Source organism: Paraburkholderia tuberum STM678 (assembly GCF_902833905.1).
GTDB lineage: Bacteria > Pseudomonadota > Gammaproteobacteria > Burkholderiales > Burkholderiaceae > Paraburkholderia > Paraburkholderia tuberum.
Genome location: NZ_CADFGP010000007.1, coordinates 20,297 through 43,434, shown reverse-complemented (window position 1 = coordinate 43,434; position 23,138 = coordinate 20,297). Strand labels below are relative to the sequence as shown.

At 63.5% G+C, this 23,138-nt stretch carries 24 protein-coding genes, 1 tRNA gene and 1 pseudogene; 16 read left to right on the top strand and 10 right to left on the bottom strand.

Features of this window, described 5'->3' with window-relative positions:
- Positions 1-58: 58 nt before the first annotated feature.
- Together HWY30_RS07775 and HWY30_RS07770 are read left to right on the top strand one after the other, a co-directional pair.
- Positions 59-1,810, top strand: a complete 1,752-nt coding sequence (locus HWY30_RS07775; RefSeq protein ID WP_090803567.1) for an ABC transporter permease — start codon at positions 59-61, stop codon at positions 1,808-1,810.
- A 19-nt stretch (positions 1,811-1,829) separates the two neighbouring features.
- Positions 1,830-3,176 carry an ABC transporter ATP-binding protein gene (locus HWY30_RS07770; RefSeq protein WP_026225663.1) on the top strand — a complete coding sequence of 449 codons (1,347 nt, stop codon included), beginning with the start codon at positions 1,830-1,832 and terminating at the stop codon, positions 3,174-3,176.
- Positions 3,177-3,243: 67 nt separating this feature from the next.
- On the opposite strand, the gene HWY30_RS07765 is transcribed toward HWY30_RS07770, so the two are convergent.
- The 3 genes from HWY30_RS07765 to HWY30_RS07755 form a co-directional block, all read right to left on the bottom strand.
- Positions 3,244-3,780, bottom strand: coding sequence for a hypothetical protein (locus HWY30_RS07765; RefSeq protein WP_090803568.1), 537 nt, complete (start codon positions 3,778-3,780; stop codon positions 3,244-3,246).
- Positions 3,777-4,355, bottom strand: a complete 579-nt coding sequence (locus HWY30_RS07760; protein WP_090805623.1) for a hypothetical protein — start codon at positions 4,353-4,355, stop codon at positions 3,777-3,779. The genes HWY30_RS07765 and HWY30_RS07760 overlap by 4 nt, the downstream gene beginning before the upstream one ends.
- A gap of 339 nt (positions 4,356-4,694) precedes the next feature.
- Positions 4,695-5,753, bottom strand: coding sequence for a sigma-54 interaction domain-containing protein (locus HWY30_RS07755; RefSeq protein WP_090803570.1), 1,059 nt, complete (start codon positions 5,751-5,753; stop codon positions 4,695-4,697).
- Between the two features lie 398 nt (positions 5,754-6,151).
- Here HWY30_RS07755 and HWY30_RS07750 point away from each other — a divergent pair, with 398 nt between their 5' ends.
- From HWY30_RS07750 to otsA, 6 genes and pseudogenes are all read left to right on the top strand, one after another.
- The gene (locus HWY30_RS07750) at positions 6,152-6,469 is read left to right on the top strand and encodes an ElaB/YgaM/YqjD family protein (RefSeq protein ID WP_090803571.1); all 318 of its coding nucleotides are present in this window, start codon (positions 6,152-6,154) and stop codon (positions 6,467-6,469) included.
- 58 nt (positions 6,470-6,527) lie between these two features.
- Complete coding sequence (locus tag HWY30_RS07745) at positions 6,528-6,779, top strand: hypothetical protein (RefSeq protein WP_090805625.1); 252 nt, start codon at positions 6,528-6,530, stop codon at positions 6,777-6,779.
- Positions 6,780-7,048: 269 nt separating this feature from the next.
- On the top strand, positions 7,049-8,449 hold the full coding sequence (locus HWY30_RS07740) for a sigma-54-dependent transcriptional regulator (protein ID WP_090803573.1): 1,401 nt from the start codon (positions 7,049-7,051) through the stop codon (positions 8,447-8,449).
- Positions 8,450-8,570: 121 nt separating this feature from the next.
- Positions 8,571-8,828, top strand: a pseudogene (locus HWY30_RS41485) (hypothetical protein); the annotation flags it as partial.
- A gap of 213 nt (positions 8,829-9,041) precedes the next feature.
- The gene (locus HWY30_RS07735) at positions 9,042-9,254 is read left to right on the top strand and encodes a hypothetical protein (RefSeq protein ID WP_090805626.1); all 213 of its coding nucleotides are present in this window, start codon (positions 9,042-9,044) and stop codon (positions 9,252-9,254) included.
- A 234-nt stretch (positions 9,255-9,488) separates the two neighbouring features.
- Entirely contained in the window at positions 9,489-10,916 is a 1,428-nt protein-coding gene (gene otsA, locus HWY30_RS07730; protein ID WP_090803575.1) for an alpha,alpha-trehalose-phosphate synthase (UDP-forming), read from the top strand.
- 85 nt (positions 10,917-11,001) lie between these two features.
- Here otsA and HWY30_RS07725 read toward each other — a convergent pair whose 3' ends face one another.
- The 5 genes from HWY30_RS07725 to HWY30_RS07705 all read right to left on the bottom strand — a co-directional run bounded on the left by HWY30_RS07725 (position 11,002) and on the right by HWY30_RS07705 (position 15,679).
- Positions 11,002-12,420 carry an MFS transporter gene (locus HWY30_RS07725; RefSeq protein ID WP_090803576.1) on the bottom strand — a complete coding sequence of 473 codons (1,419 nt, stop codon included), beginning with the start codon at positions 12,418-12,420 and terminating at the stop codon, positions 11,002-11,004.
- A 117-nt stretch (positions 12,421-12,537) separates the two neighbouring features.
- Complete coding sequence (locus HWY30_RS07720; protein ID WP_018419796.1) at positions 12,538-13,041, bottom strand: YbhB/YbcL family Raf kinase inhibitor-like protein; 504 nt, start codon at positions 13,039-13,041, stop codon at positions 12,538-12,540.
- Between the two features lie 241 nt (positions 13,042-13,282).
- A complete protein-coding gene (locus HWY30_RS07715; RefSeq protein ID WP_090803578.1) occupies positions 13,283-13,729 on the bottom strand; it encodes a very short patch repair endonuclease in 447 nt (148 codons plus the stop codon).
- A gap of 30 nt (positions 13,730-13,759) precedes the next feature.
- A complete protein-coding gene (gene dcm, locus HWY30_RS07710; RefSeq protein WP_090803579.1) occupies positions 13,760-15,052 on the bottom strand; it encodes a DNA (cytosine-5-)-methyltransferase in 1,293 nt (430 codons plus the stop codon).
- Positions 15,053-15,352: 300 nt separating this feature from the next.
- Entirely contained in the window at positions 15,353-15,679 is a 327-nt protein-coding gene (locus HWY30_RS07705; RefSeq protein WP_090803581.1) for a hypothetical protein, read from the bottom strand.
- A 203-nt stretch (positions 15,680-15,882) separates the two neighbouring features.
- Between HWY30_RS07705 and HWY30_RS07700 the strand changes: the two genes are divergently transcribed.
- From HWY30_RS07700 to HWY30_RS07680, 5 genes are all read left to right on the top strand, one after another.
- Positions 15,883-16,074: a CsbD family protein gene (locus HWY30_RS07700; protein ID WP_090803583.1), complete on the top strand. Its 192-nt coding sequence runs from the start codon at positions 15,883-15,885 to the stop codon at positions 16,072-16,074.
- A gap of 229 nt (positions 16,075-16,303) precedes the next feature.
- Positions 16,304-16,525: a hypothetical protein gene (locus HWY30_RS07695; protein ID WP_090803585.1), complete on the top strand. Its 222-nt coding sequence runs from the start codon at positions 16,304-16,306 to the stop codon at positions 16,523-16,525.
- Between the two features lie 129 nt (positions 16,526-16,654).
- Positions 16,655-17,362 carry a glutathione binding-like protein gene (locus HWY30_RS07690; RefSeq protein WP_090803587.1) on the top strand — a complete coding sequence of 236 codons (708 nt, stop codon included), beginning with the start codon at positions 16,655-16,657 and terminating at the stop codon, positions 17,360-17,362.
- Positions 17,363-17,488: 126 nt separating this feature from the next.
- Positions 17,489-18,565, top strand: a complete 1,077-nt coding sequence (locus HWY30_RS07685; RefSeq protein ID WP_090803589.1) for an acyltransferase family protein — start codon at positions 17,489-17,491, stop codon at positions 18,563-18,565.
- Between the two features lie 142 nt (positions 18,566-18,707).
- Positions 18,708-19,547, top strand: coding sequence for a hypothetical protein (locus HWY30_RS07680; RefSeq protein ID WP_090803590.1), 840 nt, complete (start codon positions 18,708-18,710; stop codon positions 19,545-19,547).
- 24 nt (positions 19,548-19,571) lie between these two features.
- Here HWY30_RS07680 and HWY30_RS07675 read toward each other — a convergent pair whose 3' ends face one another.
- A complete protein-coding gene (locus HWY30_RS07675; protein ID WP_090803591.1) occupies positions 19,572-20,510 on the bottom strand; it encodes a class I SAM-dependent methyltransferase in 939 nt (312 codons plus the stop codon).
- A gap of 637 nt (positions 20,511-21,147) precedes the next feature.
- Between HWY30_RS07675 and HWY30_RS07670 the strand changes: the two genes are divergently transcribed.
- From HWY30_RS07670 to HWY30_RS07660, 3 genes are all read left to right on the top strand, one after another.
- Positions 21,148-21,831: a hypothetical protein gene (locus HWY30_RS07670; RefSeq protein WP_090803593.1), complete on the top strand. Its 684-nt coding sequence runs from the start codon at positions 21,148-21,150 to the stop codon at positions 21,829-21,831.
- Between the two features lie 103 nt (positions 21,832-21,934).
- On the top strand, positions 21,935-22,327 hold the full coding sequence (locus tag HWY30_RS07665) for a hypothetical protein (protein ID WP_244144823.1): 393 nt from the start codon (positions 21,935-21,937) through the stop codon (positions 22,325-22,327).
- On the top strand, positions 22,324-22,563 hold the full coding sequence (locus HWY30_RS07660; RefSeq protein ID WP_090805629.1) for a hypothetical protein: 240 nt from the start codon (positions 22,324-22,326) through the stop codon (positions 22,561-22,563). The genes HWY30_RS07665 and HWY30_RS07660 overlap by 4 nt, the downstream gene beginning before the upstream one ends.
- 295 nt (positions 22,564-22,858) lie before the next feature.
- Here HWY30_RS07660 and HWY30_RS07655 read toward each other — a convergent pair.
- Positions 22,859-22,933, bottom strand: a tRNA-Arg gene (locus tag HWY30_RS07655).
- Between the last annotated feature and the right edge of the window lie 205 nt (positions 22,934-23,138).

Sequence of the window (23,138 nt, the reverse complement as noted above, 5' to 3'; positions counted from 1 at the left end):
GAGCAGCCGCGGCCTCCTTCGAGCGTTCGAATGCCTGTTTGAAGAGGGAGGGCATCTGATGGATTTCAGCTTCAACCTGAATCGCACCGCCAATGCGTCGGCATGGCGCGTGTTGCCCAACCGCTGGGACTTCGTCGCGTTCCCGCTGATCATCTGCCTGATCGCGATGGCGTCGATCGGCTTTCACGAGACGCTCGCGCCGATGTCGACGCTAAAGACGCAGGCGATCTCGCTCGATCCGGCCAACCTGCCCGAGTACGCGATGCGCACCACGCTGCGCATGCTCGCGGCGATGGTCGCGTCGTTGATCTTCACGCTGGTCTACGGGACGCTGGCCGCCAAGAGCCGCCGCGCCGGTCTCGTGCTGGTGCCGATTCTCGACATCCTGCAGTCGGTGCCCGTGCTCGGCTACATCTCGTTCACGGTCACGTTCTTCCTCGCGATGTTCCCGGGCCGCGTGCTCGGCGCCGAACTCGCCGCGATCTTCGCGATCTTCACGAGCCAGGCGTGGAACATGACGTTCAGCTTCTATCAGTCGCTGCGCACGGTGCCGCGCGATCTCGACGAAGTCTCGCGCGGCTTTCATCTGACTTCATGGCAGCGCTTCTGGAAACTCGAAGTGCCGTTCTCGATGCCCGGCCTGATCTGGAACATGATGATGTCGATGTCGGGCGGCTGGTTCTTCGTCGTGGCTTCCGAAGCGATCACGGTCGGCAATCATACGGTTACGCTGCCGGGCATCGGCGCCTACCTGGCGCAGGCGATCAGCGACAAGAACCTGCACGCGATCGGCTGGGTCATCCTCGCGATGACGGTCGTGATTCTCGCCTACGACCAGTTGCTGTTCCGTCCGCTCGTCGCGTGGGCGGACAAGTTCCGCATGGAGTTCACGAGTTCGGGCGATGCGCCGGAATCGTGGCTGCTCGACCTTATCCGCCGCACGCGGCTGATTCACCGGTTGCTCGTGCCGCTCGGCTGGATGTTCGCGCGCGCGGCTCGGGTGCGCTTCCAACTGCCGGCGTTCAGCGCGCCGCGCTTTCACATCCCGCAGCGCGAGAAGAACTCGAAGCTCGGCGACTTCATCTGGGCGGCGATCGTGCTGCTCGCCACGGTGTATGTGGTGTACCGCGTGTTCCTGTATGTGCGTACCGGCGTGACGCTCGACGAGATCGGCCACGTGTTCGTGCTGGGCCTGATCACGCTCCTGCGCGTGGTCGTGCTGATCGCGATCGCTTCCGTGATCTGGGTGCCCGTCGGCGTGCTGATTGGCCTGCGCCCCGCGCTCGCGGAAAAGATGCAGCCACTCGCGCAGTTCCTCGCGGCGTTCCCGGCGAATTTGCTGTTCCCGGTGTTCGTGATCGCGATCGTGCGCTTTCACCTGAATCCGGACATCTGGCTGTCGCCGCTGATCGTGCTCGGCACGCAGTGGTATATCCTGTTCAACGTGATTGCAGGTGCAAGCTCGTATCCGAACGACTACCGCGAGGCGGCCAAGAATTTCCACATTCGCGGCTGGCAGTGGTGGCGTCAGGCGATGCTGCCGGGCATTTTTCCGTACTACGTGACCGGTGCGATCACCGCGTCGGGCGGCGCGTGGAACGCGAGCATCGTTGCCGAGTTCGTGCAGTGGGGCGATACCAAGGTCGCCGCGCATGGCCTCGGCGCCTATATCGCGCAGACTACCGCGGCGGGCGACTATCCGAAGATCATCGTGGGCATCGCCGTGATGTCCCTATTCGTGACCCTGTTCAACCGTCTGCTGTGGCGTCCGATGTACGCCTACGCCGAAGGCAAGCTCCGTCTAGATTGAGAAATGAAGGCTTAACGCGATGCAAAATCCTAAAGCTGCTATGACCGCCGCGCCGATCCAGACGCCGCCGAAGCCCCCGCGCCTCGGCGAGGAAATCCTGCGCGTGAAGGACGTGTGCCGCGGCTTCAACAAGACGCAGGGCGAACTGCTCGTCCTCGACGACGCGAATCTGTCGCTGCGCGAGGGCGAGATCGTCGGCCTGCTTGGCCGTTCGGGCTCGGGCAAGTCGACGCTGCTGCGCATCATCGCCGGTCTGATCGAGCCGACCGACGGCGAAGTCACGTACATGGGCAAGCCGCTCGCAGGCCCGGCGAAGGGTGTCGCGATGGTGTTCCAGACCTTCGCGCTGTTTCCGTGGCTGACCGTGCTGCAGAACGTGGAAGCGGGTCTCGAGGCGCAAGGCGTCGGTGCGTCGGAGCGGCGCACGCGCGCGCTTGCCGCGATCGACCTGATCGGCCTCGACGGCTTCGAAAACGCGTATCCGCGCGAGTTGTCGGGCGGCATGCGCCAGCGCGTCGGCTTTGCGCGCGCGCTCGTCGTCGATCCGACGCTGCTGCTGATGGACGAGCCGTTCTCCGCGCTCGACGTGCTGACCGCCGAAACGCTGCGTACCGACCTGCTCGATCTCTGGACGCAGGGGCGCATGCCGATCAAGGCGGTGCTGATCGTGACGCACAACATCGAGGAAGCGGTGTTCATGTGCGACCGCATTCTGGTGCTGTCGTCGAACCCGGGCCGCGTGATCGCCGAGATCAAGGTGCCGTTCAAGCATCCGCGCAACCGTCTGGACCCGGCATTCCGCCGCCTCGTCGACGAGATCTACGCGAAGATGACCGCGCGTCAGACCGACGAAAAGACCAAGAAGGGGCTGGAGCTCGGTAGCTGGCTGCCGCACGTATCGACCAACCTGATGGCCGGTCTGATCGAAACGCTCGCCGCCGCGCCGTATCACGGCCGCGCGGACATGCCGGAAATCGCGCGCTCGCTGCATCTGGAGGTCGACGATCTGTTCCCGATCGCCGAAGTGCTGCAGCACCTCGGTTTCGCCGACGTGCGCGAGGGCGACATTTTCCTGACGCCGCCGGCGCGCGTGTTCTCCGAGTTCGGCACGCAGGAACGGAAGATGATGTTCGCCGAGCATCTGCTGCGGCACGTTCCGCTCGCGGCGCGGATCAAGAAGGTGTTGAACGAGCGGCCCGGACATCGCGCGCCGCGCGTGCGTTTCGAGCAGGAGCTCGAGGACTTCCTGTCGGACAGCGCGGCGGAAGAGACGCTCGACGCGGTCATCAACTGGGGCCGTTACGGCGAGATCTTTTCGTATAACGACCAGACCGAAATCTTCAGTCTGGAAGACGTGGAGTCTTAAGCCTGGGTTGCCGCGGAAACGACTCCGGTTCAGACAAAAAAGCGGCGAGGAAAACCTCGCCGCTTTTTTATTGCAGATTGCCCCAGCGTGCAACCGCCGGCTCGGCCGTCGCCCACTTCCAACCCTTGTCCTGCTGGCACGCGCTCGCCGTGAACCACCTCTCGGGCGCGTTCGGGCCGTCGCCGTCCTGCACCGAGAACACGAAATCCTTGCACAGCGCGAGCGCCGAGCTGAACGCGCGGGTCACGCGCACCTCGCCGTGGCCGTTTTCGATCGGCAAGGTGTGCTTGACCGACCACGGTTTCGTTTCGCCGACCGGCATCGTGCCGACCAGCGCCGCCATCAGATCCTGCTGATCCTTGTGCATGCTGCGCATGTAGCGCGCGACCGCTTCGTCGGTCGCGGCCTGCACGGCCACGCCGACGCCGAGCGCGACGGCCGGATTGCTGGTCACGAGGCCTGACGCGATACCCGCCGCCGCGCCGCTCGCCGCGCCGATCGACGCGCAGCCGCTCGCCAGCAGGCTCGCGCCGACGCATAGCGCGCCGGCCGCGATGAGCCGCATCCGATCACCCATCGGAACGCCAAGCGAACGCAATTTCATTGCAGCGCACCCCAGCGCTCGGTGGCGGGTTCGGCCGATGCCCAACGCCAGTCCTTACCATCACGGCAAACCGATGCGATGTAGAACGCGCTGCTCGCGGGCTTGTCGCGGGTTTCGTTTTGATCGACGGAAAAGACGATTTCCTTGCAGTCGAGCGGGCCGGTGCTGATCAGACGGCTGACGGTCACGCGGCCGTGTTCGTCGTCTTCGATTGGGAAAGAGTGGGTGATGCTCCACGGGGCGACCGCGCCGACCTCGAGCGGACCGGCCGCCTGCGCGATGCTGTTCTGCGTATTCGTGTGAACTACGCGCTCCGAGTACTGCACACCGGCGCGCGCGGCGGCGACCGCGCCAAGACCGATACCGGTCGCGACCGCCGCATTGCTGGTGACCTTGCTGGCGACCGCGGCGCCCGCGACACCGGCGCCCGCGACCGCGCCTTCCGAGTACAACGAACTACAGCCGCTCAATGCCGACGAAACCGCCAGCGCCAGCGCAATCAGCGCTGTTACGTGGGGGCGTTTGCCAGCGACAACGGACTTTGCGTTGACAACCCGCACCATGTTCTTTTGCATTTCTCCCATCCCTGCCCGTACAGGTGCCTGCGTTCACGCTTCGCGCGTGTAAACGAAGGACACGTCGTTCATTATGCAGCCGCATTGTGCAGGATGCGTTTTGTAATTGGCAGCGAAAAAATGCAAGAAATTGCAAAACATCGTGCGCTGCGATGTTTTCTGTCGCATGGGCGGGCTTACCTGGCTCTGCCAGGTATTGGGGACATCAGGTGAATTCGCCGTCGGCGTGTGACGTTGAGCAGGTGAATTCGGTGCCGCGAAGCGCGCGGCGAAAGGATCGTGACGAACAGCGCAACAGCTGGCCGCCGCCATCGGCGCACGGCTCGCGTTGCACCGTGCCTATGAGTCGGCTTCGTCTTCCCCGCTTTCGTCGCCGTATGCGCTCAGCCGGTTGTACAGCGTTTTGAGGCTCACGCCGAGCGCTTTGGCAGCGCGTCGCTTGTCGCCGCCGCAGTACTTGAGGGTGCCGAGAATGATCTGCTTCTGCGCGTCGGCGAGCGGCGTGCCGATCCACACGCTCATCGCGTCGCCTTGCGTGACCGCTTTCTTGACTCGCGACGCAAGATGCGGATGCGGCAATTCAACCGTCTTTTCCGCGAGAATGAACGCGCGATAGACGGCGTTCTTCAACTCGCGCACGTTGCCCGGCCACGACCACGAACGCAGCGTTTCGATCGAGCGTTTGCTGAAGCTCTTGTTGGTGCCTTCCTGCTGATTCAATTGCGCGAGGAAGTGTTGCGCGAGCAGTTCGCGATCGTTTTCGCGCTCGCGCAGCGGCGGCGCGCGCAGCGGAAACACCGCGAGCCGGTACATCAGATCCTCGCGCAAGCCGTTTTCCTTGACGGCTACGGCGGGGTCGCGATTGGTCGCGGCGATCACGCGCACGTTGCCGCTGATCAACTCGTTGCCGCCGACGCGATAGAACGTGCCGGTTTCGAGCGCGCGCAGCAGCTTGACCTGGCGCACCGGCGCCATTTCGGTGATTTCGTCCAGAAACAGCGTGCCGCCGTTCGCATGTTCGAAGTAGCCGATGCGACCCTGGACCGCGCCGGTGAAGCTGCCTTTTTCGTGGCCGAACAGTTCGGCTTCGATCAGCTCATCGGGAATCGCGCCGCAGTTCACGGCGACGAACGCGCCGTCCTTGCGGCCGCTGCGCTCGTGAATGGTGCGGGCGATCAGCTCCTTGCCGGTGCCCGATTCGCCGATGATCAGCGCGGTCGCGTCGGTATCGGCGACGCGTTCGATCTGTTCGTACAGATCGAGCATTACCGGCGACGAGCCGTACAGCAGCCCGTACGATTTCAGTCCCGCGACGGCGTCCGCGACGCGCTGCTTCGCTTGTGGCGAAGCATTGCCACCGGCGGACACGGTGGGCGAGTCCAGATCGATTGACGCCATAAAAAGGGAAGTCCTGTGCAAATGGAGTTCGTGTTGCGGCGCGCAGGCCTTGAATGCGATAGACCGTACAGCCACTATCTCATAAAAGACGATTTAACCACTTCGACACTGATTCCGGCAATCGAACTGGCAGTCGCTGAAATAGCCGTGCGCGCAATCGGTCGAAAGTGCGCGAAATTGGCTTTATCAGCGCGTTGGAGCGGTAAATATACCGGGCACACGCATTGCATCATTGACCGTTTGATCGAGTCGTGCGAGGTTTGACGGCTACGTCGCAGCGCCGCCGGCCAGCGCAAACCGGCAACCCGCATCGTGCGCCCGAAGCCCGAACTGTTGCACCGGTCGACGCACCGATTCCGCGGCAACGCACGAACGCCGAATCAGACGAGGAGTGAACGATGACTGACACCACACAACAACTTGCACTCGGCGGACAGAAGATCGTCGAGGATCTTCGGGTGCTGCTGAGGGACTCGGAGGAAATGCTGCGGCTCGCCGCCAACGTGCCGGGCGAAGGCGTCGGCGCCTTGCGCGACCGGCTCGGCACGCACGTGGAAACGCTGCAATCGACGCTCGGCGATGCGCAACGCAACGTGCATCGCCGGTATCGCGGGGCGGCGGTCAGCGCCGAGCACTATGTGCGCCATAACCCGTGGCGCTCGCTCGCGCTCGCGGCGGGCAGCGGTTTTCTGCTCGGCGTGCTGGTCGCGCGTTAGGCGCGGCGCACGCTTGGCACGGCTGCATCCATCCGCATCACGATCCAAGGAGTTCATGATGACACGACCCACAATTGGTTTTTTTGGCGCATTGATGGCAATCGGCGGCTTCCTGGCGGTTCGCTACGTGCAACACAAGCGCATGGGCCAGGTCTCACCGGCGCGCGAGCTGAGCCGCTGGGAAAACGAGGGCGGCGCGGTGGCGGCGCCGGCGACTTTGTCGACCGAGCTGGCGCCTGCCTCGCACAGCGCCAACGGCTCGGGGCAGGTCAACGGCGAACCTCGCGCATGGCCCTTTCCGCGCGGCTGACGCGGTTCGCTCGAATGCAACGCGGCCTGCCGCCGGCGCCTGGAACGGGATTGTTAAATGAATCTTATAAAGCCGTATAATAGGTAAATAGACAACAATGACGCGGAAGTTGGCGCGAATCTGGCCGTTATTGTTGCAATTTTTCATCAAATGGTCGGCGGAACGGAACGCAATCGAGTCCGCGTCATGCAGCCGACCGGACCCAGCCGCATGCCCATTGGCATGTTCCGCATATTTTCTGACCCACGCTTGCAGGCTTTCGAAACGCGATGCCACATGTACTCATTGTCGATGACGACGCAGGTACCCGTGAGGCACTTTCCGCCGTCATCGGGGAAGACGGGCTGACCACCGCCACCGCGGGCGATCTGCGCGAAGCGCGTATTCAACTGATCCGGCAGATGCCGGACGTCGTTTTCACCGACCTGAAGCTGCCCGACGGCAGCGGGGTCGATCTGTTCGAAGATCTCGATCCGCGCTCCGGCGTCGAAGTGATCGTGATCACCGGCCACGCGACGGTCGAGTCGGCGGTCAGCGCACTGAAAATGGGCGCGGCCGACTACCTCGTGAAGCCGATCAACATGCAGCGCGTGAAGTCGATCCTGTCGCGCCTGCCGCGCGCCGGCGACCTGAAGGCCGAAATCGGCACGCTGCGCGGCGAGTTGCGCCGCATGGGCCGCTTCGGTCTGATGCTCGGCAATTCGCCGGCGATGCAGGAGGTCTACGACCAGATCAGCCGCGTCGCGCCGACGGCGGCCTCGGTGATGCTGGTCGGCGAATCGGGCACCGGCAAGGAAGTTGCCGCGCAGACGCTGCACGAGCTGAGCCTGCGCCGCAAGCACGCGTTCCTCGCGGTCAACTGCGGCGCGATTTCGCCGAATCTGATCGAATCGGAAATGTTCGGCCACGAGCGCGGTTCGTTCACCGGCGCGGACCGGCAGCACAAGGGCTATTTCGAGCGCGCGAACGGCGGCACGCTGTTCCTCGACGAAATCACCGAGATGCCGATCGAGCTGCAGGTAAAGCTGCTGCGCGTGCTTGAGACCGGCATGTTCATGCGCGTCGGCACGACCAAGGAAATCGAAACCGACGTGCGTCTGATCGCGGCCACCAATCGCGATCCCGAGCAGGCGGTGCTCGAAGGCAAGCTGCGGCTCGATCTGTACCACCGGCTGAACGTGTTTCCGATCAGCCTGCCGCCGCTGCGCGAGCGCGGCAAGGACGTCGAGCTGCTCGCGCAATCGTTCCTCGATGAGCTCAACGAGCGTCACGGCACGAAGAAGCATTTCCCTGTCGCGGTGAAGGACATGCTGCTGTCGTATCCGTGGCCGGGCAATGTGCGCGAACTGAAGAACTACGTGCAGCGCGCGCACATCATGTCGAGCGGGGATTCGGATAGCACGGCGACGGTGCCGTTGCAAATCACGCTGTCGAAGCCCGCGGCCGGCACCGCGATCACGATCCCGTTCGGCACCTCGCTCGCGGAAGCCGACCGTCAGCTGATTCTTGCGACGCTCGAGCAATGCGGCGGCGTCAAGACGCGCGCCGCGGAAATTCTCGGCATCAGCCTGAAGACGCTGTACAACCGCCTCGTCGAGTACGGCAACGATGCGCGCGACGACGGCGATCCCACCGACGAATCACGCGCACTCGGCGGCGCGGACGCCTGATCCGCGCCTCGTTCGCACGTCATCCGCGTCCCCAGTATCCGCCCGCCCGGGCTTCCGGGCGGGCACCCGAACGGCACAAGCCTTGCTGCGCTCCGGTGGAACGCAAAACGAGGTCACCGACATGCCGCACCTGCCGCCGCACCTGTCGCATTACGCTGCCGTTTCCGCGCCGTCCAGGCCGTTGCACGCTCATCGGCCCGAACCGGTCGAGCCGCCCACTGCACCTCCCATCGCGCCGCCGGACCCGGCCGAACCCGACACGATCCCCGGCCCGACACCCGATCCGATCGAACCCGTCGAACCGGTCACGCCGCCGATCGGCGATCCGCCGCCGCAGCCAACGCAAACGCCTCAGGCCGCCGACCGTCCGTCGCGACCCGCGGCAATGTTGATACGACCGTCGATTGTCGGCGCCCTGTCGCGCACTCGATGGAACCACATCCCGCACTGCAAGGCGTCATGCCCTGGGTCGGTGCAGAGCATTGCTGTACTTGTTACAAAGCCGGCGCATGTTTTACCGGCAATTTACGGTTTCGCCCCCTAGACTGTAGGGATGCCCGACAAGCGGCAGGCTTCCCCCGGAGGCACGATCATGAGACATCCCGCATTGCGACGTTCCGCGCGGCACCCCAAGCGCGGGCCACGGCCGGCCGAGGTCGAGACTGAGCCGGTGGTGTCGCCGGACCCGGCCGCGCAGAATCGGATCGCCCCGCATACGCCGCCGGACGGCGAGCACAACCAGGGCGGGGTGCGTCAGGAAGGCCTCGAATACCAGCGCGATCTGGGCTCGGAGCAGGATGCCTGAGGCAGCGTAGCACCCGGGCGGGGGTATCCCGGCGACCCGGGATACCGGTAAGAAAGACCTCTGGATTCGTCGGATCTAACAGAAAAATCTTCTTCGCAATCCGTGATGATTGCGGGGATTCGCTCGTTTGTCACATTTTCATACAACTTTATTTCCGATATCTCATATATCGGCACGATGATTGCATGCACCGTTTTGGCGCAATTCCGCATACAACGAAACAATGGAGCACTAATGAGCAGATTGATCGTGGTATCGAATCGTGTCGCACCGATTCAGGAAGCGCGTCCGGCAGCGGGCGGGCTCGCGATCGGCGTGCTGGACGCACTGAAGGAGACCGGCGGCGTCTGGTTCGGCTGGAGCGGCGAAACGGTCAGCGAGCCATCCGCGCCCGTGATCGAGAAGCAGGGCAACGTCACCTACGCGACTGTGGGCCTCACCAAGCGCGATTACGACGAGTACTACCGCGGTTTTTCGAACACCACGTTGTGGCCGACCTTCCACTATCGCAACGACCTGTCCCGCTACGACCGCGAGGACTACGCGGGCTACCAGCGCGTCAACGCGACGCTCGCCAAGCAGCTCAAGGAACTGCTCAAGCCCAGCGACATCATCTGGGTGCACGACTACCATCTGCTGCCGTTCGCGCGCTGCCTGCGCGAGCTCGGCGTGAAGAACCCGATCGGCTTCTTCCTGCACATTCCGTTTCCGGTGCCCGAAGTGTTGCGCACGATTCCGCCGCATGAAGAACTCGTCAAGGCGATGTGCAGCTACGACGTGATCGGCTTTCAGACCGAGGCGGATCGCCAGTCGTTCGTCGACTATATCGAGCGCGGTCACCATGGCACGTCGAGCGAAGACGGCATGGTGCACGCGTACAACCGCTTCCTGAAGGTCGGCGCGTACCCGATCGGCATCTATCCCGACGCGATCGCGAAGACCGCCGAGCAGTTCACCGACCGCAAGGCGGTGCGCAGCCTGCGCGACGGCATGCGCGGGCGCAAGCTGATCATGAGCGTCGACCGGCTCGATTATTCGAAGGGGCTGGTCGAGCGCTTCCAGGCATTCGAGCGGCTGTTGCAGAACGCGCCCGGCTGGCACGGCCGCGTGTCGCTCGTGCAGATCGCGCCGCCGACCCGCGCCGACGTGCAGACCTATCAGCGCATCCGGCAAACGCTCGAAGGCGAGGCGGGCCGCATCAACGGCCGGTTCGCGCAGCTCGACTGGACGCCGATCCAGTATCTGAACCGCAAGTACGAGCGCAATCTGCTGATGGCGCTCTTCCGCCAGTCGCAGGTCGGCTATGTGACGCCGCTGCGCGACGGCATGAACCTGGTGGCCAAGGAGTACGTCGCGTCGCAGGATCCGGCCGATCCGGGCGTGCTCGTGCTGTCGCAATTCGCGGGCGCGGCCGAGCAGCTGCCGGGCGCGCTGGTCGTCAATCCGTTCGATCTGTCGCAGATGGCCGAAGCGCTCGAGCGCGCATTAGCGATGCCGCTCGCCGAACGTCAGGCGCGTCATGCGGACATGATGGAGCCGATGCGCGAGAGCAACCTGTCGGTGTGGCGCGATACGTTGCTCGATGATCTGCGCCACGTCGCGACCGCGTCTTCGGTGACGGCCAAAGCGGTAAAGCTCGCTGACGTGACGGCATCGCCCTGAGCCGACAGGCGCGGCCCGCGCGGGCGGGCGGCGCGTGTGTGCCGCTCACGTTGTGCATGTCTTGCGCGCGTAACGGCCACAGCCCTCAGGCCGGCTGCGCCACCTTCTGCACGACCCGCATCGTGCTGACGACCGCCGCGACCGCCGAGAACCCCGCGGCCACATACAGCGCGATGATCGTCCCGCTCTGCGGCGCGACGCCGAAGATCAGCGCGACCAGCGCCGCGCCGAGCGTTTGCCCGGTCAGGCGCGCGGTGCCGAGCATGCCGCTCGCGCCGCCGCTGCGTTCGCGCGGCGCGGACGACAGCATCGTGCGATTGTTCGGCGACTGGAAGATGCCGAAGCCCGCGCCGCACAGCGCCATGCGCCACGAAATCTGCAGCGCGTCCGGGTGAGGCCCGAGCGTCGCGAGCAGCAGCAGGCCGACGGTCATCGCGGCGAGCCCGACGCCGCCGAGCCAGCCGGCCGATATCCTGTCCGACAGCACGCCGGCAATGGGCGCCGCGATGATGATGATCGCGGGCCACGGCGTCATCAAAAGACCCGTTTCGACCTGCGACATGCCGAGCGTTTCCTGCAGCAGGAACGGCAGCGACACGAACGCGAGCATCTGCGCGCAGAACGAGCAGACCGACGTGCCGATCGACAGCGCGAACACCGGAATACGCAGCAGGTCGATCGGCAGCAGCGGGGCGGGCCGCGTCAGCTGGCGACGCACGAAGAAGTAGCCGATGACCAGCGCTCCGAGCGCCTCGAGCGTCACGTAGCCGAAACGCTCGCCGTGGCCGAGGCCATCGACCGCGAAAATCAGCAGGCCGAACACGAACGCATTCATCACCGCGCTCAGATAGTCATACGGGGATTCGTGGCCGGGGTTCATCGGCAGCGCCTTGAAGCCGCCGACGATCGCCGCGATCCCGATCGGCACGTTGATCGCGAACAGCCACGGCCAGCTCGCGATCGCGAGCACGCCCGAGGCGACCGTCGGCCCGACCGCCGACGACACCGCCACCACCATCGCGTTGATCGAGACGCCGCGCCCGAGCTGGGCGGGCGGATAGATCATGCGCACGATCGCGGTGTTCACGCTCATGATGCCGGCCGCGCCGAAGCCCTGGATCACTCGCGCGAACGCGAGCGTCGCCAGCGAGTTCGACAGCGCGCAACCGAACGACGCGACCGTGAACAGGATCAGGCCCGACAGATAAATGCGCCGGTAGCCGACGCGGTCGCCGAGCGACGCGAGCGGCAGCAGCGAGATCGTGATCGCGAGCTGATACGCGTTGACGACCCAGATCGACGCGGCGGCACTCGCATTGAGGTTGCGCGCGATCGTCGGCAGCGCGACGTTGGCGATCGCGCTGTCGAGCACCGCGAGCGTCAGCGAGAGCGCGATGACGAGCATCGCCCAGTAGCGTTGCGGAACCGGTAGGCCCAGTTCCTTGCCTTCGAAGCGGGAAGTGGAGGGCGTCGAGCCGTCCGTGCGCGGGGAGGGTGCGTGCATCGATTGTTTGATTTGTCGGAGATGTTGGCGCGCCTGTGCGCGGCTCACGCGCTGGCCGCTGCGGGCGTATCGGTCGGCGCGGCGCCGGCGTTACCGGGCGCCGGCGCCGCGCGTGCGTTATTTGAGTTCGTAAAGGCCCGTGTGGGTCGTCGAATCGATTTCGTTCAGGTGCGTCATGAAGCGCGCGACCGCGTTGGTGGTTTCCGCGCTGACCGGCAGATGCGGCACTTTCAGCGCATGCAGCCGGAAGATATAGCGATGCGTGCGATCGCCGCGCGGCGGCGCGGCGCCGCCGAAGCCGACCGTCCCATAGTCGTTGCGCACCTGCATCGCGCCCTGCGGCAGCAGCGAGCCGTCGGCCTTGCCGGCGTTGCGCGGCAGCGAGCGCGCGTCGGCCGGAATGTTCACCACGACCCAATGCCAGAAGCCGCTGCCGGTCGGCGCGTCGGGATCGTGAACGGTGAGCGCGAAGCTTTGCGTGTCCGCGGGCGGCGCTTCCCATTGCAGCGACGGCGAGATGTTTTCGCCGTCGCCGCCGAACGCCTTGTCGTTGTACTCGTGGGCTCTCGGCATGAAGCCGTTGGTGGGAAAATCGTCGGACCAGAGACGGAAGTCAGCCATGATGTGCCTCCCTTGTTGATTGGTTCTGGGATCGTCGGAGTTCGCGATGTCGCGGCGGGCGAGGCGCATCTCGCGGCATGCCGAAGCGCGTGAGGACGTGCCGCGAAAGCGCCTGGAAGCACCCGGAAAACGCCGCCGAAGCGTGCCTCGAAGGCATCTCGAAAGCGCGCCGGGTGAGCCTTTCGAGTGTAGCACCAGCGGCCGCGAGACTCGCGCGAGCCGGGCAGGTCGCGCGCGGTTTTCAGCCGCGTTCCTCGAACTCCGGCGCGTCGCTTCCGATCCATGCGACGAGCCGCTCGATCACGCCCGCGATATCGCGATTCGCGCCCCGCAAAGCGCATTCCCACACGACCGCGACGCGCCAGCCGCTCGCGAGCAACGCGGCGCGCACCTTGTCGTCGTTGCTGCGATTGCGGCCGATCTTGTCGCGCCAGAAGTCGGGCCGCGTCTGCGGCCATTTGAACAGATGACAGTCGTGGCCATGCCAGAAGCAGCCATGCACGAGCACCACCGCGCGATAGCGCGGCAGCACGATGTCGGGGCGGCCGGGCAGATCGCGCGCGTCGAGCCGGAAGCGCAGGCCCCGCCGATGCAACAGGCTGCGGATCAGGATCTCCGGCTTGGTGTTGCGGCCGCGAATGCCGGACATCATCCGGCTGCGCGTCGCGCTATCGACGATATCGACCATCGTCAGCGGGCCAACGGGTCGCGCGGCCGCTCACGCGTAGAGCGGCAGGGAGTGTTTCGACGCATCGCGGGTCGGGTGGGCAAGCAGGGTTTGCACATGCGGCAGCATGATACGCGCCACTTCGCGCATTACCGGCATCACGACGCTATTGCCGAACTGCCGGTAGGCCTGCGTATCGCTGACCGGAATCCTGAAGGTGTCGGGAAAGCCCATCAGTCGCGCGCATTCGCGCGGCGTCAGGCGGCGCGGGCGCAGCGCCTCGCCCTGATAGACGAGAATTTCGGAGCCGTCCTTGTGATAGCGCGCCGACAGCGTGCGCGTCACGCTGTCCGGATAGGCCATGCCGAAACCGAAGCCGTTGCCCGCCGCACGATGCTTGGCCGCGTAGTTTTGCAGATACGCCCACAGCTTCGGGGTGAGCGTGTACTTCGGCTGCACGCGGCGCGCGGTGTGGTCGAAGAAGCGGTCTTGGTCCCACGGCAGCATCGGTTCCGTGCCGTCCGTGCGATGCAGGATTGCGCCGAGCCGCGGACCCTGTTCGGGCAGGCGCAGGTCGTCCCATGTGAACCCGGTCTTGCCGCGAAAGCCCACCACGATGATGCGCTCGCGATGCTGAGGCGTGAAATGCTGGCCATCGATCACGCGGTAGTGCACCTCATAGCCGAGCTCGTCGCGCAGCGTTTGCAGGATCACGTCGAAGGTGCGGCCCTTGTCGTGCGACAGCAGGTTCTTTACGTTTTCGAGCAGGAACGCGGCGGGGCGCTTCGCGGCGATGATGCGCGCGACGTCGAAAAACAGCGTGCCCTGGGTCGTGCATTCGAAGCCGTGCGGCCGGCCAAGCGCGTTTTTCTTGCTGACGCCGGCGATCGAAAACGGCTGGCACGGAAAGCCGCCGAGCAGCACGTCGTGGCTCGGCACGTCCTCGGCGGGAAACGTGACGATGTCGCCGATCAGCGCGTGCGCGCCGCCGCTCGCGGAGTTGTCGCCGTGGTTCTCGCGATAAGTCCGCGTCGAGAACTCGTTCCACTCGCTGGTGAACACGCATTCGCCGCGGTGCGCCTCGAAGCCCATGCGAATGCCGCCGATACCCGCGAACAGATCGATGAAGCGGAAGCGCGCCGCGTCGCCCGCGTGTTGCGCCTCACGCGCGCCTTGCCGCAGCAGATCGCGCAACGCGGGTTCCAGCATCGCGGGACAAGGCGTTTCACCTTTTTCCCAGCGACGCACCGTCTTGATGTCCTTGCCGACATGGGCTGCGATTTCGCGTTGGGTGAAACGGGCGCGCGCCTGCTTGAGCAGGTCGAACGGGGCGGCGAGGGTCACTTGGCGTCCTTGCTGGGAATTTTTGCGGACATTATGACCTAAGGTCGTCCCATTTCCCTATTGTTGGCGCCGATTGATCAGGAATTTTTCGCGATACGTCGCGCCGCTAAGTTTGTCTGCCGCGAACCATGCCTGTGACGAATGCGGATATACGCTTGTCCCGTGACGCTGGTCTCCGGCGTTGCGACGTGTGTTGGCGGCCGCGACCTCGTGCCCGGCCGCTTTTTTTGCGGCGCGCAAGACGAGCCGCGGGCCGGCTTGGCGCCACGCGTGCGGGTGCAGCGGGTGGGGCGGATGCGGTCAGGCCGACTTCACCTTCTTCACCGGGCCAGCCGGCTCGAATCGCGAGGTCGGCGCGGGCGCGAAGCGTTCCCATTCGGGCAGCGGCGTCGAGGCCAGCCGATCGAGTTGCAGCAGCAGGCTATCGACTTTGTCCAATTGGGCGGTAGAAAGCTGGCCGCTGTCGACCAGCGTGGTCAGTCGTTTGCGCCAATAGGTGGCTGGCAGGATCGGACCGCCGAAATCGCCGCGTAGCGATACGTGCATCACCCGCGCGATGTGCGCGATGTCGTGATCGATCAACGCAGCTTGCGATGATCCCGAAATCGTAGTCTCCGTGCGGTCCATGACTCCTCCCTGAGCGCATTTACGGCGGTGCGCCGCGAGACTTTAGGCCTTTCGATAAAAAATTTGCCCGATCGCGCGTCGGCGTTCGTCGGTGCCGCGGCCCGGCGCGCGGAGCAGCTCCCGGGAACAGCCGTTGCTGCTTCCCACACACCGGCGCAATACCGCGCCGGCATTTCCGTCGACTACGCATATGGGAGCCGAGCATGAACAAGGATCAAGTGAAGGGCGTTGGCGAGCAGGTCAAGGGCAAGGTCAACGAGGCCGTCGGCAAGGCCACGAAGGACCCTGCGAAGGAACTCAAGGGCGACCTGCAGCAGGGCGCCGGCAAGGTGCAGAAGGCCTATGGCGATGCGAAGGAAGACGCCAGGGACGATGCAAAGCGCGGTCGTCACTGAACCCGTTCGATGCAGGTTGCCGTAACGGCGGAGGCGTCGCGATCGTCGCGGCGCCTTTGTTTTTTGTACGGCGCAGGTCGGACACGACGCGTCCGATTTCACCAGTTGGGTCACGGCTGACGTTGGCGCGGCGGCCGGCCTGGGAGTAACCCGTGATCGCGATGATCGGCATTCCGCACGCGCTGCGAGCCCTTTAGACTTGGCGCAATCCCATCAGGAGGTCGCGCCAATGACACCCGAAAAGATACTTTCGATGTTTGAACGGCAGTATTTGGAAGGCAAGGCGCCGCCCGATCTCGAAGCGACCTGCGCGAACTTCGCGACGTGGCTCGCGACCGCGTGGGAACTGCTCGACGGCACCGAAAAGACGCTGCTGCTGACGGTCGGTGCGGCGCTGTGGCGCGAGGGCTTCAACGTGCGCGCGGGTACGGCGACGAAGGACTTGTGGTGAACCGCCGATCGCGAACGGCGCTGTTGCCGCAGCGTTTGTAGGGTCTTCACGCGGCCTCGCACGCGTTGTGGCGAGTCGGTTTATATTGGGCGGTCTTGCAATTTCTGTCCCATAGGGCGACCCGAACCCATGACCGATTTATCCGCTTTCGCGATCACGAAGAAATGGCCGGCCGAGCATCCGGACCGGATTCAGCTCTATTCGCTGCCGACGCCCAATGGCGTAAAAATCTCGATCATGCTCGAGGAAACCGGCTTGCCGTACGAGCCACATCTGGTGCGCTTCGATACCGACGATCAGATGACGCCGGCGTTTCTGTCGTTGAACCCGAACAACAAGATTCCGGCGATCCTCGATCCGAACGGTCCCGACGGCAAACCGCTGCCGCTGTTCGAATCGGGCGCGATCCTGATCTATCTCGCCGACAAAAGCGGCCGGCTGATCCCGCGGGACGCCGCCGGGCGCTACGAGACGCTCCAGTGGGTGATGTTCCAGATGGGCGGCATCGGTCCGATGTTCGGCCAGGTCGGCTTCTTCCACAAATTCGCCGGCCGGGAGTACGAGGACAAGCGTCCGCGCGATCGCTACATCGCCGAATCGAAGCGGCTGCTCGGCGTGCTGGAGCAGCGCCTGGAAGGACGCACATGGGTGATGGGCGATCAGTATTCGATCGCCGATATCGCGATCTTCCCGTGGGTGCGCAATCTGGTCGGCTTCTATGAGGCGGGAGAACTGGTCGGCATTCAGGACTTCCCGAACGTGCGGCGCGTGCTGGCCGCGTTCGTCGAGCGTCCGGCGGTGGTGCGCGGCCTGAATATTCCGCAACGGCCGGCTTGATGGCCTGAGCGTTTCGCGAGCTTGACCGCTCGGCCGCCCGGGCGCGAATCGAACGCGCCCGGCCACTCGGCATCGCGACGCTCTGCGCTGCCATGCCCCCTTACGCACTTTGCCGGATCGAAGGGCATGACAGGTATCAGGAAGTATCGATCAATTCAGGCGTTGCGCGCGCTCGCCGCGCTGGGCGTCGTCGCGTTTCATACCGACGGCATCGTCGCCGCGCATGGCTGGCTCGTCCATGTTTTTCCGCGCGTGTCGCGCTATGGCGAAATCGGCGTCGACGTCTTCTTCGTGATCTCCGGCTTCGTGATGGTGCTGGTGACTCAGGGTTTGCCCCCGGGAATCCAGTCGGCGCGCTCGTTCATTTGCGCCCGCATCGCGCGGGTCGTGCCGCTCTACTGGATTCTCACCGCGTTGTTTATCGCGCTCGTCGCGTCCGTGCCGGGCGTTTCCGAAGCGTTCGGTCATGCGCGCGTGAGCGCCTGGCATGCGCTGTCGTCGTTTCTGTTTCTACCGTCGATGAGCTGGACCGGCATGGCCGCGCCCGTGCTGGGCGTCGGCTGGACGTTGAACTACGAGATGTGGTTTTACGGCGTGTTTGCCGCGGCGATGTGCGTGACGAGACGTCGTCTGCTGGCGGTAGGGGCGTTCCTGCTCCTGACGTCCGCGTTGCATCTGCTGCCCGGCGAGGGCGTCGCGTTCGCCTTTTACACGAATCCGCTGGTGCTGGAGTTCGTGTTCGGGTGTTGCTTCGGAGCCTGGTATGCGACGGGGCGGACGGTGCCGGTGGCCGCGGCGGCGGGATTGCTGGTGGCGGTCGCCGCAGCGGGTGTGTTTGCGCCGAGGTTGACCGATGCGAACCGGTTTCTCGTATTTGGCCTGCCGGCGTTGGCGGTCGTGGTGGCGGGATTGTCGGTCGAGAGCAAGGTGCGGTGGAACAGGTGGCTCGAGCGCATCGGCGATGCGTCGTATTCGCTGTATCTGACGCATCTGCTCGCGATGCCGGTCGTGGTCGGCTTCATGCAGATGATCGATGTGCGACATCGGTTGCCGGGAGATCTGGTTGGCGGGGCGGTTGTGGTCGCGTCGACGGCGGTGGCGCTCGGGTCGTATCGGTGGGTCGAGCGACCGGCAAGTCGGGCCGTGGCCAGCTGGATCGCCGGGTTGTCGTGGGGAAGCGCGGTAGCCGGAGCGAAGCGGTAAGCGTGCTTCGACGGGTTTTCGTGTCCTTGAAATTAATACCGCTGAGCGCGTATAACCTTTGAGGTGAGTAAAGTTCTTACCGGCTTATCGGGCGAGAATCGCGCGACAGCGCTGTGATGCGACCGGACGAAAAGGTGAAGCAATGAGCGCCGTTACATTGTTCGCGTGGTCCGTTCCGGCGTATTTCCAGGATTCCGTGGTCGACCATACATGGGTGACGACCTACGACAGCCGCGTGAAGATTTACCCAGCGCTGGCGGACGTCCTGATCGCGGGCGAGCACTATTGGTACAGCTGGGGCAGCTTCCACGCCCGAGGTGGGACGCCGGTCAGTGCGGATGGTTTTTTGGCTTCCGGCGCGGCAAATCTGCTTTATGCTAGTTGTCTATGTAAGCCCGATGTGGACTCGAACATCGATCCGGCCGCTCGTGGAACGATATTCAGCTATGGTCGCGATGGTGTATGCCATCAGCTGTCAAACCAGATTCTTTGGGCGACCGGCAGCGGTGGAGCGGCTCCAGCTACCGTCCGCATGTCCAGGGGCTACTGGTTGAGCATCGCGATCTTCGGACCATACGGCAAGCAGCATGCTGCATGGGCGAGCAAGAAGATTCAGTGCTCGACACCAAGCGGGAGTGACGCGATGAAGCCAGGACATCAGGAATCCGATGTCGACGATTTTCAGGAGCATCTTCAGGCGACTTTGAAGGGTCCCGACGCGGATGCGAAAATCAAGTCGTTGATGAATCATCGACGCGTATTTATGGTGCGGGTCGAGCGTTTGCAACCTGCCCCGCAGGGCAGCGATGTTCCGTCCGCCTCGGAGCTGAACCAGGCCTATTCGTCTTTTCTCCACGACGCTGCTGACATTCTGGGTCCCGAGGACTTCGAGCGAGTTTTTGGTGAACGCCCAAAGGATCAGATGAACGTCGTCGACCCTTCGATATATGAGCAAAGTGTCCGTCGGCCGATGCAAAAATAATGGAGCCGCTGGACTGGCGTCGTCTCAAACACGTTTCGCGATCACCGTCGTCGAACTCGCAATGTCGAGATTCTTTTTTGCGCTTAGCTGCTTCACAAACGATCGATCCAGCAACGTCGGCGGTCCTTGCAGAATTTCTTCGACCGTGAGCGCCTTGAATTCCTTCAGCGCATTCTCGTCGAGACCATCGGCCCATTCGCTCATGATCCAGTAAATCGACCAGATGGCCGATGTCGATTCCGGTACGTACACACGTTCGACATTGATCGCAGATCCGAACAGGTTGAGAATCCCCTCGGCTGTCATGTTGTAGTAGTGATGCGGGTAGCCGTGAGTAGGTTGAGTGAGCGGAACCACCACGACCAGATCGCCTCCTGGCTTCAACACGCGAAGAATCTCTTTGGCGGCAGTGAATGGGTCCTTCACATGTTCGAGGACATTCAACGACAGAAGGCCATCGAACGATGCATCTTTGAATGGCAGAACTTCGCCGACACCGCGCACATCGGTGGATGGATAGTTGGTGATGTCGAAATTGATCACGTTTTCGTAGATCGCGGGACGGCTGCCGGCCCCACAATCCAGAATGATCCCCGACGGATGGCGCTCGATCATACTCAGTGCATCCTGATCGTACAGATTGCTTCCGGCCAGTTCCGAGTCGTAAATGTCGAACTGGGAGCGCAGATCGGGCGACAAAAAATCGAAAAATTTTCCGTCGTCACTAAATGGCATATCAGTGCGAAGGACAGACGCTATTCTTTTTCTTCGTTCCTGCCTGGATTGGGCCGCCACCAGTGCATCTTGCCTGCGATGACTTTCGGCGCTTCCGAAAACTTCGAAATGCGATCTTCCCGATCGTAATGCGCCGAGCCTGACAGCCTCAGCGACGTCCGGATTTGCGGCGAGATAGGCCTGCTCACAAAAATTCAACGTGGTAACGCATTCAAGCGCTTGATCCATGTCGGTCCTCGGAAACGTTTCGAAGTCGGCTCGCCGATTATAGCGATCTGAGATTTACGGGAGCGGCCTGATTTTCCGGGGTTGTCGAACGGGTGGTTCGCCTGGAAGGCGGATCGGCAACGAAAAGCACCGGTGGCGGTTGGTCGCCCTGACAGAATTCATACGTCAAGGCTGGCGGTGTTTGCGGGGAGTTTTCGATTTTGTTGTGCCCCCCACCTGTGCCCCTCGAATCGGTCTCCTGAGGAAAAACGTGTGCGATTCCTGTGTGACCTGGATGCGGCGCAATCGATCGCGGGGCGATTGATTTGCTTGTATAGCCCCCTAAAGCGGGGCTGCTTCATATCCGGCGTCACATAAGAGAGTAGTTTTTCGCCGCTTCGCCGCCTCAGTGCTGCTCCGCATTCAGCAGCATCTAGACTCGTCTCCTCCTTGCAGGAATCCTTGCAAGTCCGGTTTTTCGTCCGGCCTTTTCGGCGCTTCGACACGCGCACGGCCGTGCGTGGTGACGCATGGCGGACCGGCGCAGGGACGAGTGTCAACGATTGTGTCGGATCTGTCGCTCCGTTCCCGGCTTTGTGCTACATAGCCTCTTCAAATCGCTTTTGGAGGAGGCACAAGTTGATGGGATTACAGACAGATGGCGATTGACTTCGACGTCGGAACGCATCGGCGCTGCACGCTCTACACGCGACATGAGTATCACGGTAATGCCCTGAGCAACGAGGCGCGCGCCGGCCGCCAGCTCATTACCTCGGCAGGATTGCGGGAACTCACGCGCGACAGACGTCAGCTAGCGCGGCTCGTCGAATTCATGCGCAACGCGCGCAGTGGCGCATACGCGAGTAGCGCTGCTCCAGAGCAGACCGCCCGGGCGCTACAGAGCGCCGTCGAACGTGGCGATGTGATCGCAGTCGTGCCCACGCCGCGTACGTCGCGCGGAGGCGGTGCGCCTATTGAGCAGAAGATCCGGCCGTACCACGCGACCGTCACGCCGTCGCAGCTATTCAGGCGCTCGCTGCCTGTGGTGAGTGCCGGGCGTTCATTCCAGCGTCCAGTACTTCCGCGACTGGCCGCCGACGATGATCTCGCCATCTGGTTCGCCCGCCCCGGTGACGTGCTTCCGGATGGAACCATCGCTACGCCGGTATCAACGCCGCTTGGCGATGCGCAGGCGTTCGACTATCAGCCCGACATGCCGGGTGGTGCAGCAGATGAAGTTGCCGGGATGCCGTTCAAAGGCACGCCGGGGACGTGGATCTCCAGTATGCCGGGGACGATGCCGCAGTTGCGTCAGTTCGGGCCGAATGCTAGCGGACTTTGACCTTGAAGCGCACCACGGCAATCCAAATCCGCACGCGCACAATTGGGACGGCTACATCCGCGACGAGGGCGCGCCGGTCTCCTTACTCCCTTGGTAAATCGATATGACGGATGAAATATTGAAGGCGTGGGGCTATTTCCACGATTGGTATCTGGACAGCGTGGTCATTGGCCCGAATACCGAGCCCCGGACGCTGACGCTAGGCCTGTACCTTGCCAACAGGCGCGCGTTGGTCACGTTCAACGGCGTGACGTGTGTTTCGGTTGAGCATCTTGGCTTGCTGAATATCGTCTACGGCATTCACATCGTTGCCCCGGACGACGCGAAGCACGCGCGGGCCAGTGCTGTGCTCGAAGCTGGAGAGCGACTTACCGACAAGAAAGCCGCACTGCTTGCTTTCATCTATTCCACTCTGGGTGCCGAACTCGCGATTGAGTGTGACTCGCTTGAGGTCCATGAGACCGACGGCGGAACATGTGGCCCTCGGCTCCCGTGATCGCAAAACGAAAGCGGGACCGCCTCGCTGGCGAGCGTGGTTGCTTCGTTCAGAAGTACGCGCGTAAGGCGCACGCCGGGCATGATCGGAACAACCGCCGATACGACAGGGAGATCGAGAAAGCGATGCTGGCGGTACGCGCAGACGAGCTTTCCCAACTGCTGTCCGGCGACGGCAACGAGGACGAACTGCCAGAAGCGCTGAGCGGCACGGTGGAGATTGACGAGTACCGCTAGAGCGGGCACGAATGGATGGACTAGTGGCAATCGAAATCCAGGCGAGAGCCGGCAACCTTTGTGTGGTCTATGCTCGACCGGAATATTGCGGCGACGCCGGGAGTAGTGAGGTACGCGCTGGCCGCAAACGCATCGTCACTGCCAGCCCGACCACTTTGGCGAGGGACGAACCGCAACAGGTGAAGCTCGCTGAATTTCTGCGCGCTGCCTCCGCACCGTCTCACGTTCGCGGCGACTCGTCAGTGCAGATTGGGCCCATGTTCAATACTTTTCTGGGCAACGCCGGGAAGCTATCTGGTCCCCCTGACAGGAATCGAACCTGTATCTAGCGCTTAGGAGGCACTTGTTCTATCCATTGAACTACAGGGAGAGGACCGAGCCGGACAGACCAGCGAGCGCAGAGTATATCAAACCGGCGCGGGCAAGAGGAGAGCCAAGCCAGCAGCCGCCCGCGCCTCGCACAAATCCCGCAAAAACAAACGCCCCGAAGACATCGCCTGCCGGGCCGCGAAAACCACCTGAGCATCTGACGAAGCGCACGCAACCGCGCCTATCGCCCCAAGCTCATCTCACTG

Bases quoted from the DNA above. Each gene is read 5' to 3' on its own strand.
- HWY30_RS07685 (WP_090803589.1), top strand. From the start codon at position 17,489: ATGACAGGTATCAGGAAGTATCGATCAATTCAGGCGTTGCGCGCGCTC.
- HWY30_RS07745 (WP_090805625.1), top strand. From the start codon at position 6,528: ATGACACGACCCACAATTGGTTTTTTTGGCGCATTGATGGCAATCGGC.
- HWY30_RS07700 (WP_090803583.1), top strand. From the start codon at position 15,883: ATGAACAAGGATCAAGTGAAGGGCGTTGGCGAGCAGGTCAAGGGCAAG.
- HWY30_RS07775 (WP_090803567.1), top strand. From the start codon at position 59: ATGGATTTCAGCTTCAACCTGAATCGCACCGCCAATGCGTCGGCATGG.
- HWY30_RS07675 (WP_090803591.1), bottom strand. From the start codon at position 20,510: ATGGATCAAGCGCTTGAATGCGTTACCACGTTGAATTTTTGTGAGCAG.
- HWY30_RS07695 (WP_090803585.1), top strand. From the start codon at position 16,304: ATGACACCCGAAAAGATACTTTCGATGTTTGAACGGCAGTATTTGGAA.
- HWY30_RS07720 (WP_018419796.1), bottom strand. From the start codon at position 13,041: ATGGCTGACTTCCGTCTCTGGTCCGACGATTTTCCCACCAACGGCTTC.
- HWY30_RS07750 (WP_090803571.1), top strand. From the start codon at position 6,152: ATGACTGACACCACACAACAACTTGCACTCGGCGGACAGAAGATCGTC.
- HWY30_RS07725 (WP_090803576.1), bottom strand. From the start codon at position 12,420: ATGCACGCACCCTCCCCGCGCACGGACGGCTCGACGCCCTCCACTTCC.
- HWY30_RS07665 (WP_244144823.1), top strand. From the start codon at position 21,935: ATGACGGATGAAATATTGAAGGCGTGGGGCTATTTCCACGATTGGTAT.
- HWY30_RS07690 (WP_090803587.1), top strand. From the start codon at position 16,655: ATGACCGATTTATCCGCTTTCGCGATCACGAAGAAATGGCCGGCCGAG.
- HWY30_RS07670 (WP_090803593.1), top strand. From the start codon at position 21,148: ATGGCGATTGACTTCGACGTCGGAACGCATCGGCGCTGCACGCTCTAC.
- HWY30_RS07715 (WP_090803578.1), bottom strand. From the start codon at position 13,729: ATGGTCGATATCGTCGATAGCGCGACGCGCAGCCGGATGATGTCCGGC.
- HWY30_RS07770 (WP_026225663.1), top strand. From the start codon at position 1,830: ATGCAAAATCCTAAAGCTGCTATGACCGCCGCGCCGATCCAGACGCCG.
- HWY30_RS07735 (WP_090805626.1), top strand. From the start codon at position 9,042: ATGAGACATCCCGCATTGCGACGTTCCGCGCGGCACCCCAAGCGCGGG.
- HWY30_RS07705 (WP_090803581.1), bottom strand. From the start codon at position 15,679: ATGGACCGCACGGAGACTACGATTTCGGGATCATCGCAAGCTGCGTTG.
- HWY30_RS07755 (WP_090803570.1), bottom strand. From the start codon at position 5,753: ATGGCGTCAATCGATCTGGACTCGCCCACCGTGTCCGCCGGTGGCAAT.
- HWY30_RS07760 (WP_090805623.1), bottom strand. From the start codon at position 4,355: ATGCAAAAGAACATGGTGCGGGTTGTCAACGCAAAGTCCGTTGTCGCT.
- HWY30_RS07680 (WP_090803590.1), top strand. From the start codon at position 18,708: ATGAGCGCCGTTACATTGTTCGCGTGGTCCGTTCCGGCGTATTTCCAG.
- HWY30_RS07740 (WP_090803573.1), top strand. From the start codon at position 7,049: ATGCCACATGTACTCATTGTCGATGACGACGCAGGTACCCGTGAGGCA.
- otsA (WP_090803575.1), top strand. From the start codon at position 9,489: ATGAGCAGATTGATCGTGGTATCGAATCGTGTCGCACCGATTCAGGAA.
- HWY30_RS07765 (WP_090803568.1), bottom strand. From the start codon at position 3,780: ATGAAATTGCGTTCGCTTGGCGTTCCGATGGGTGATCGGATGCGGCTC.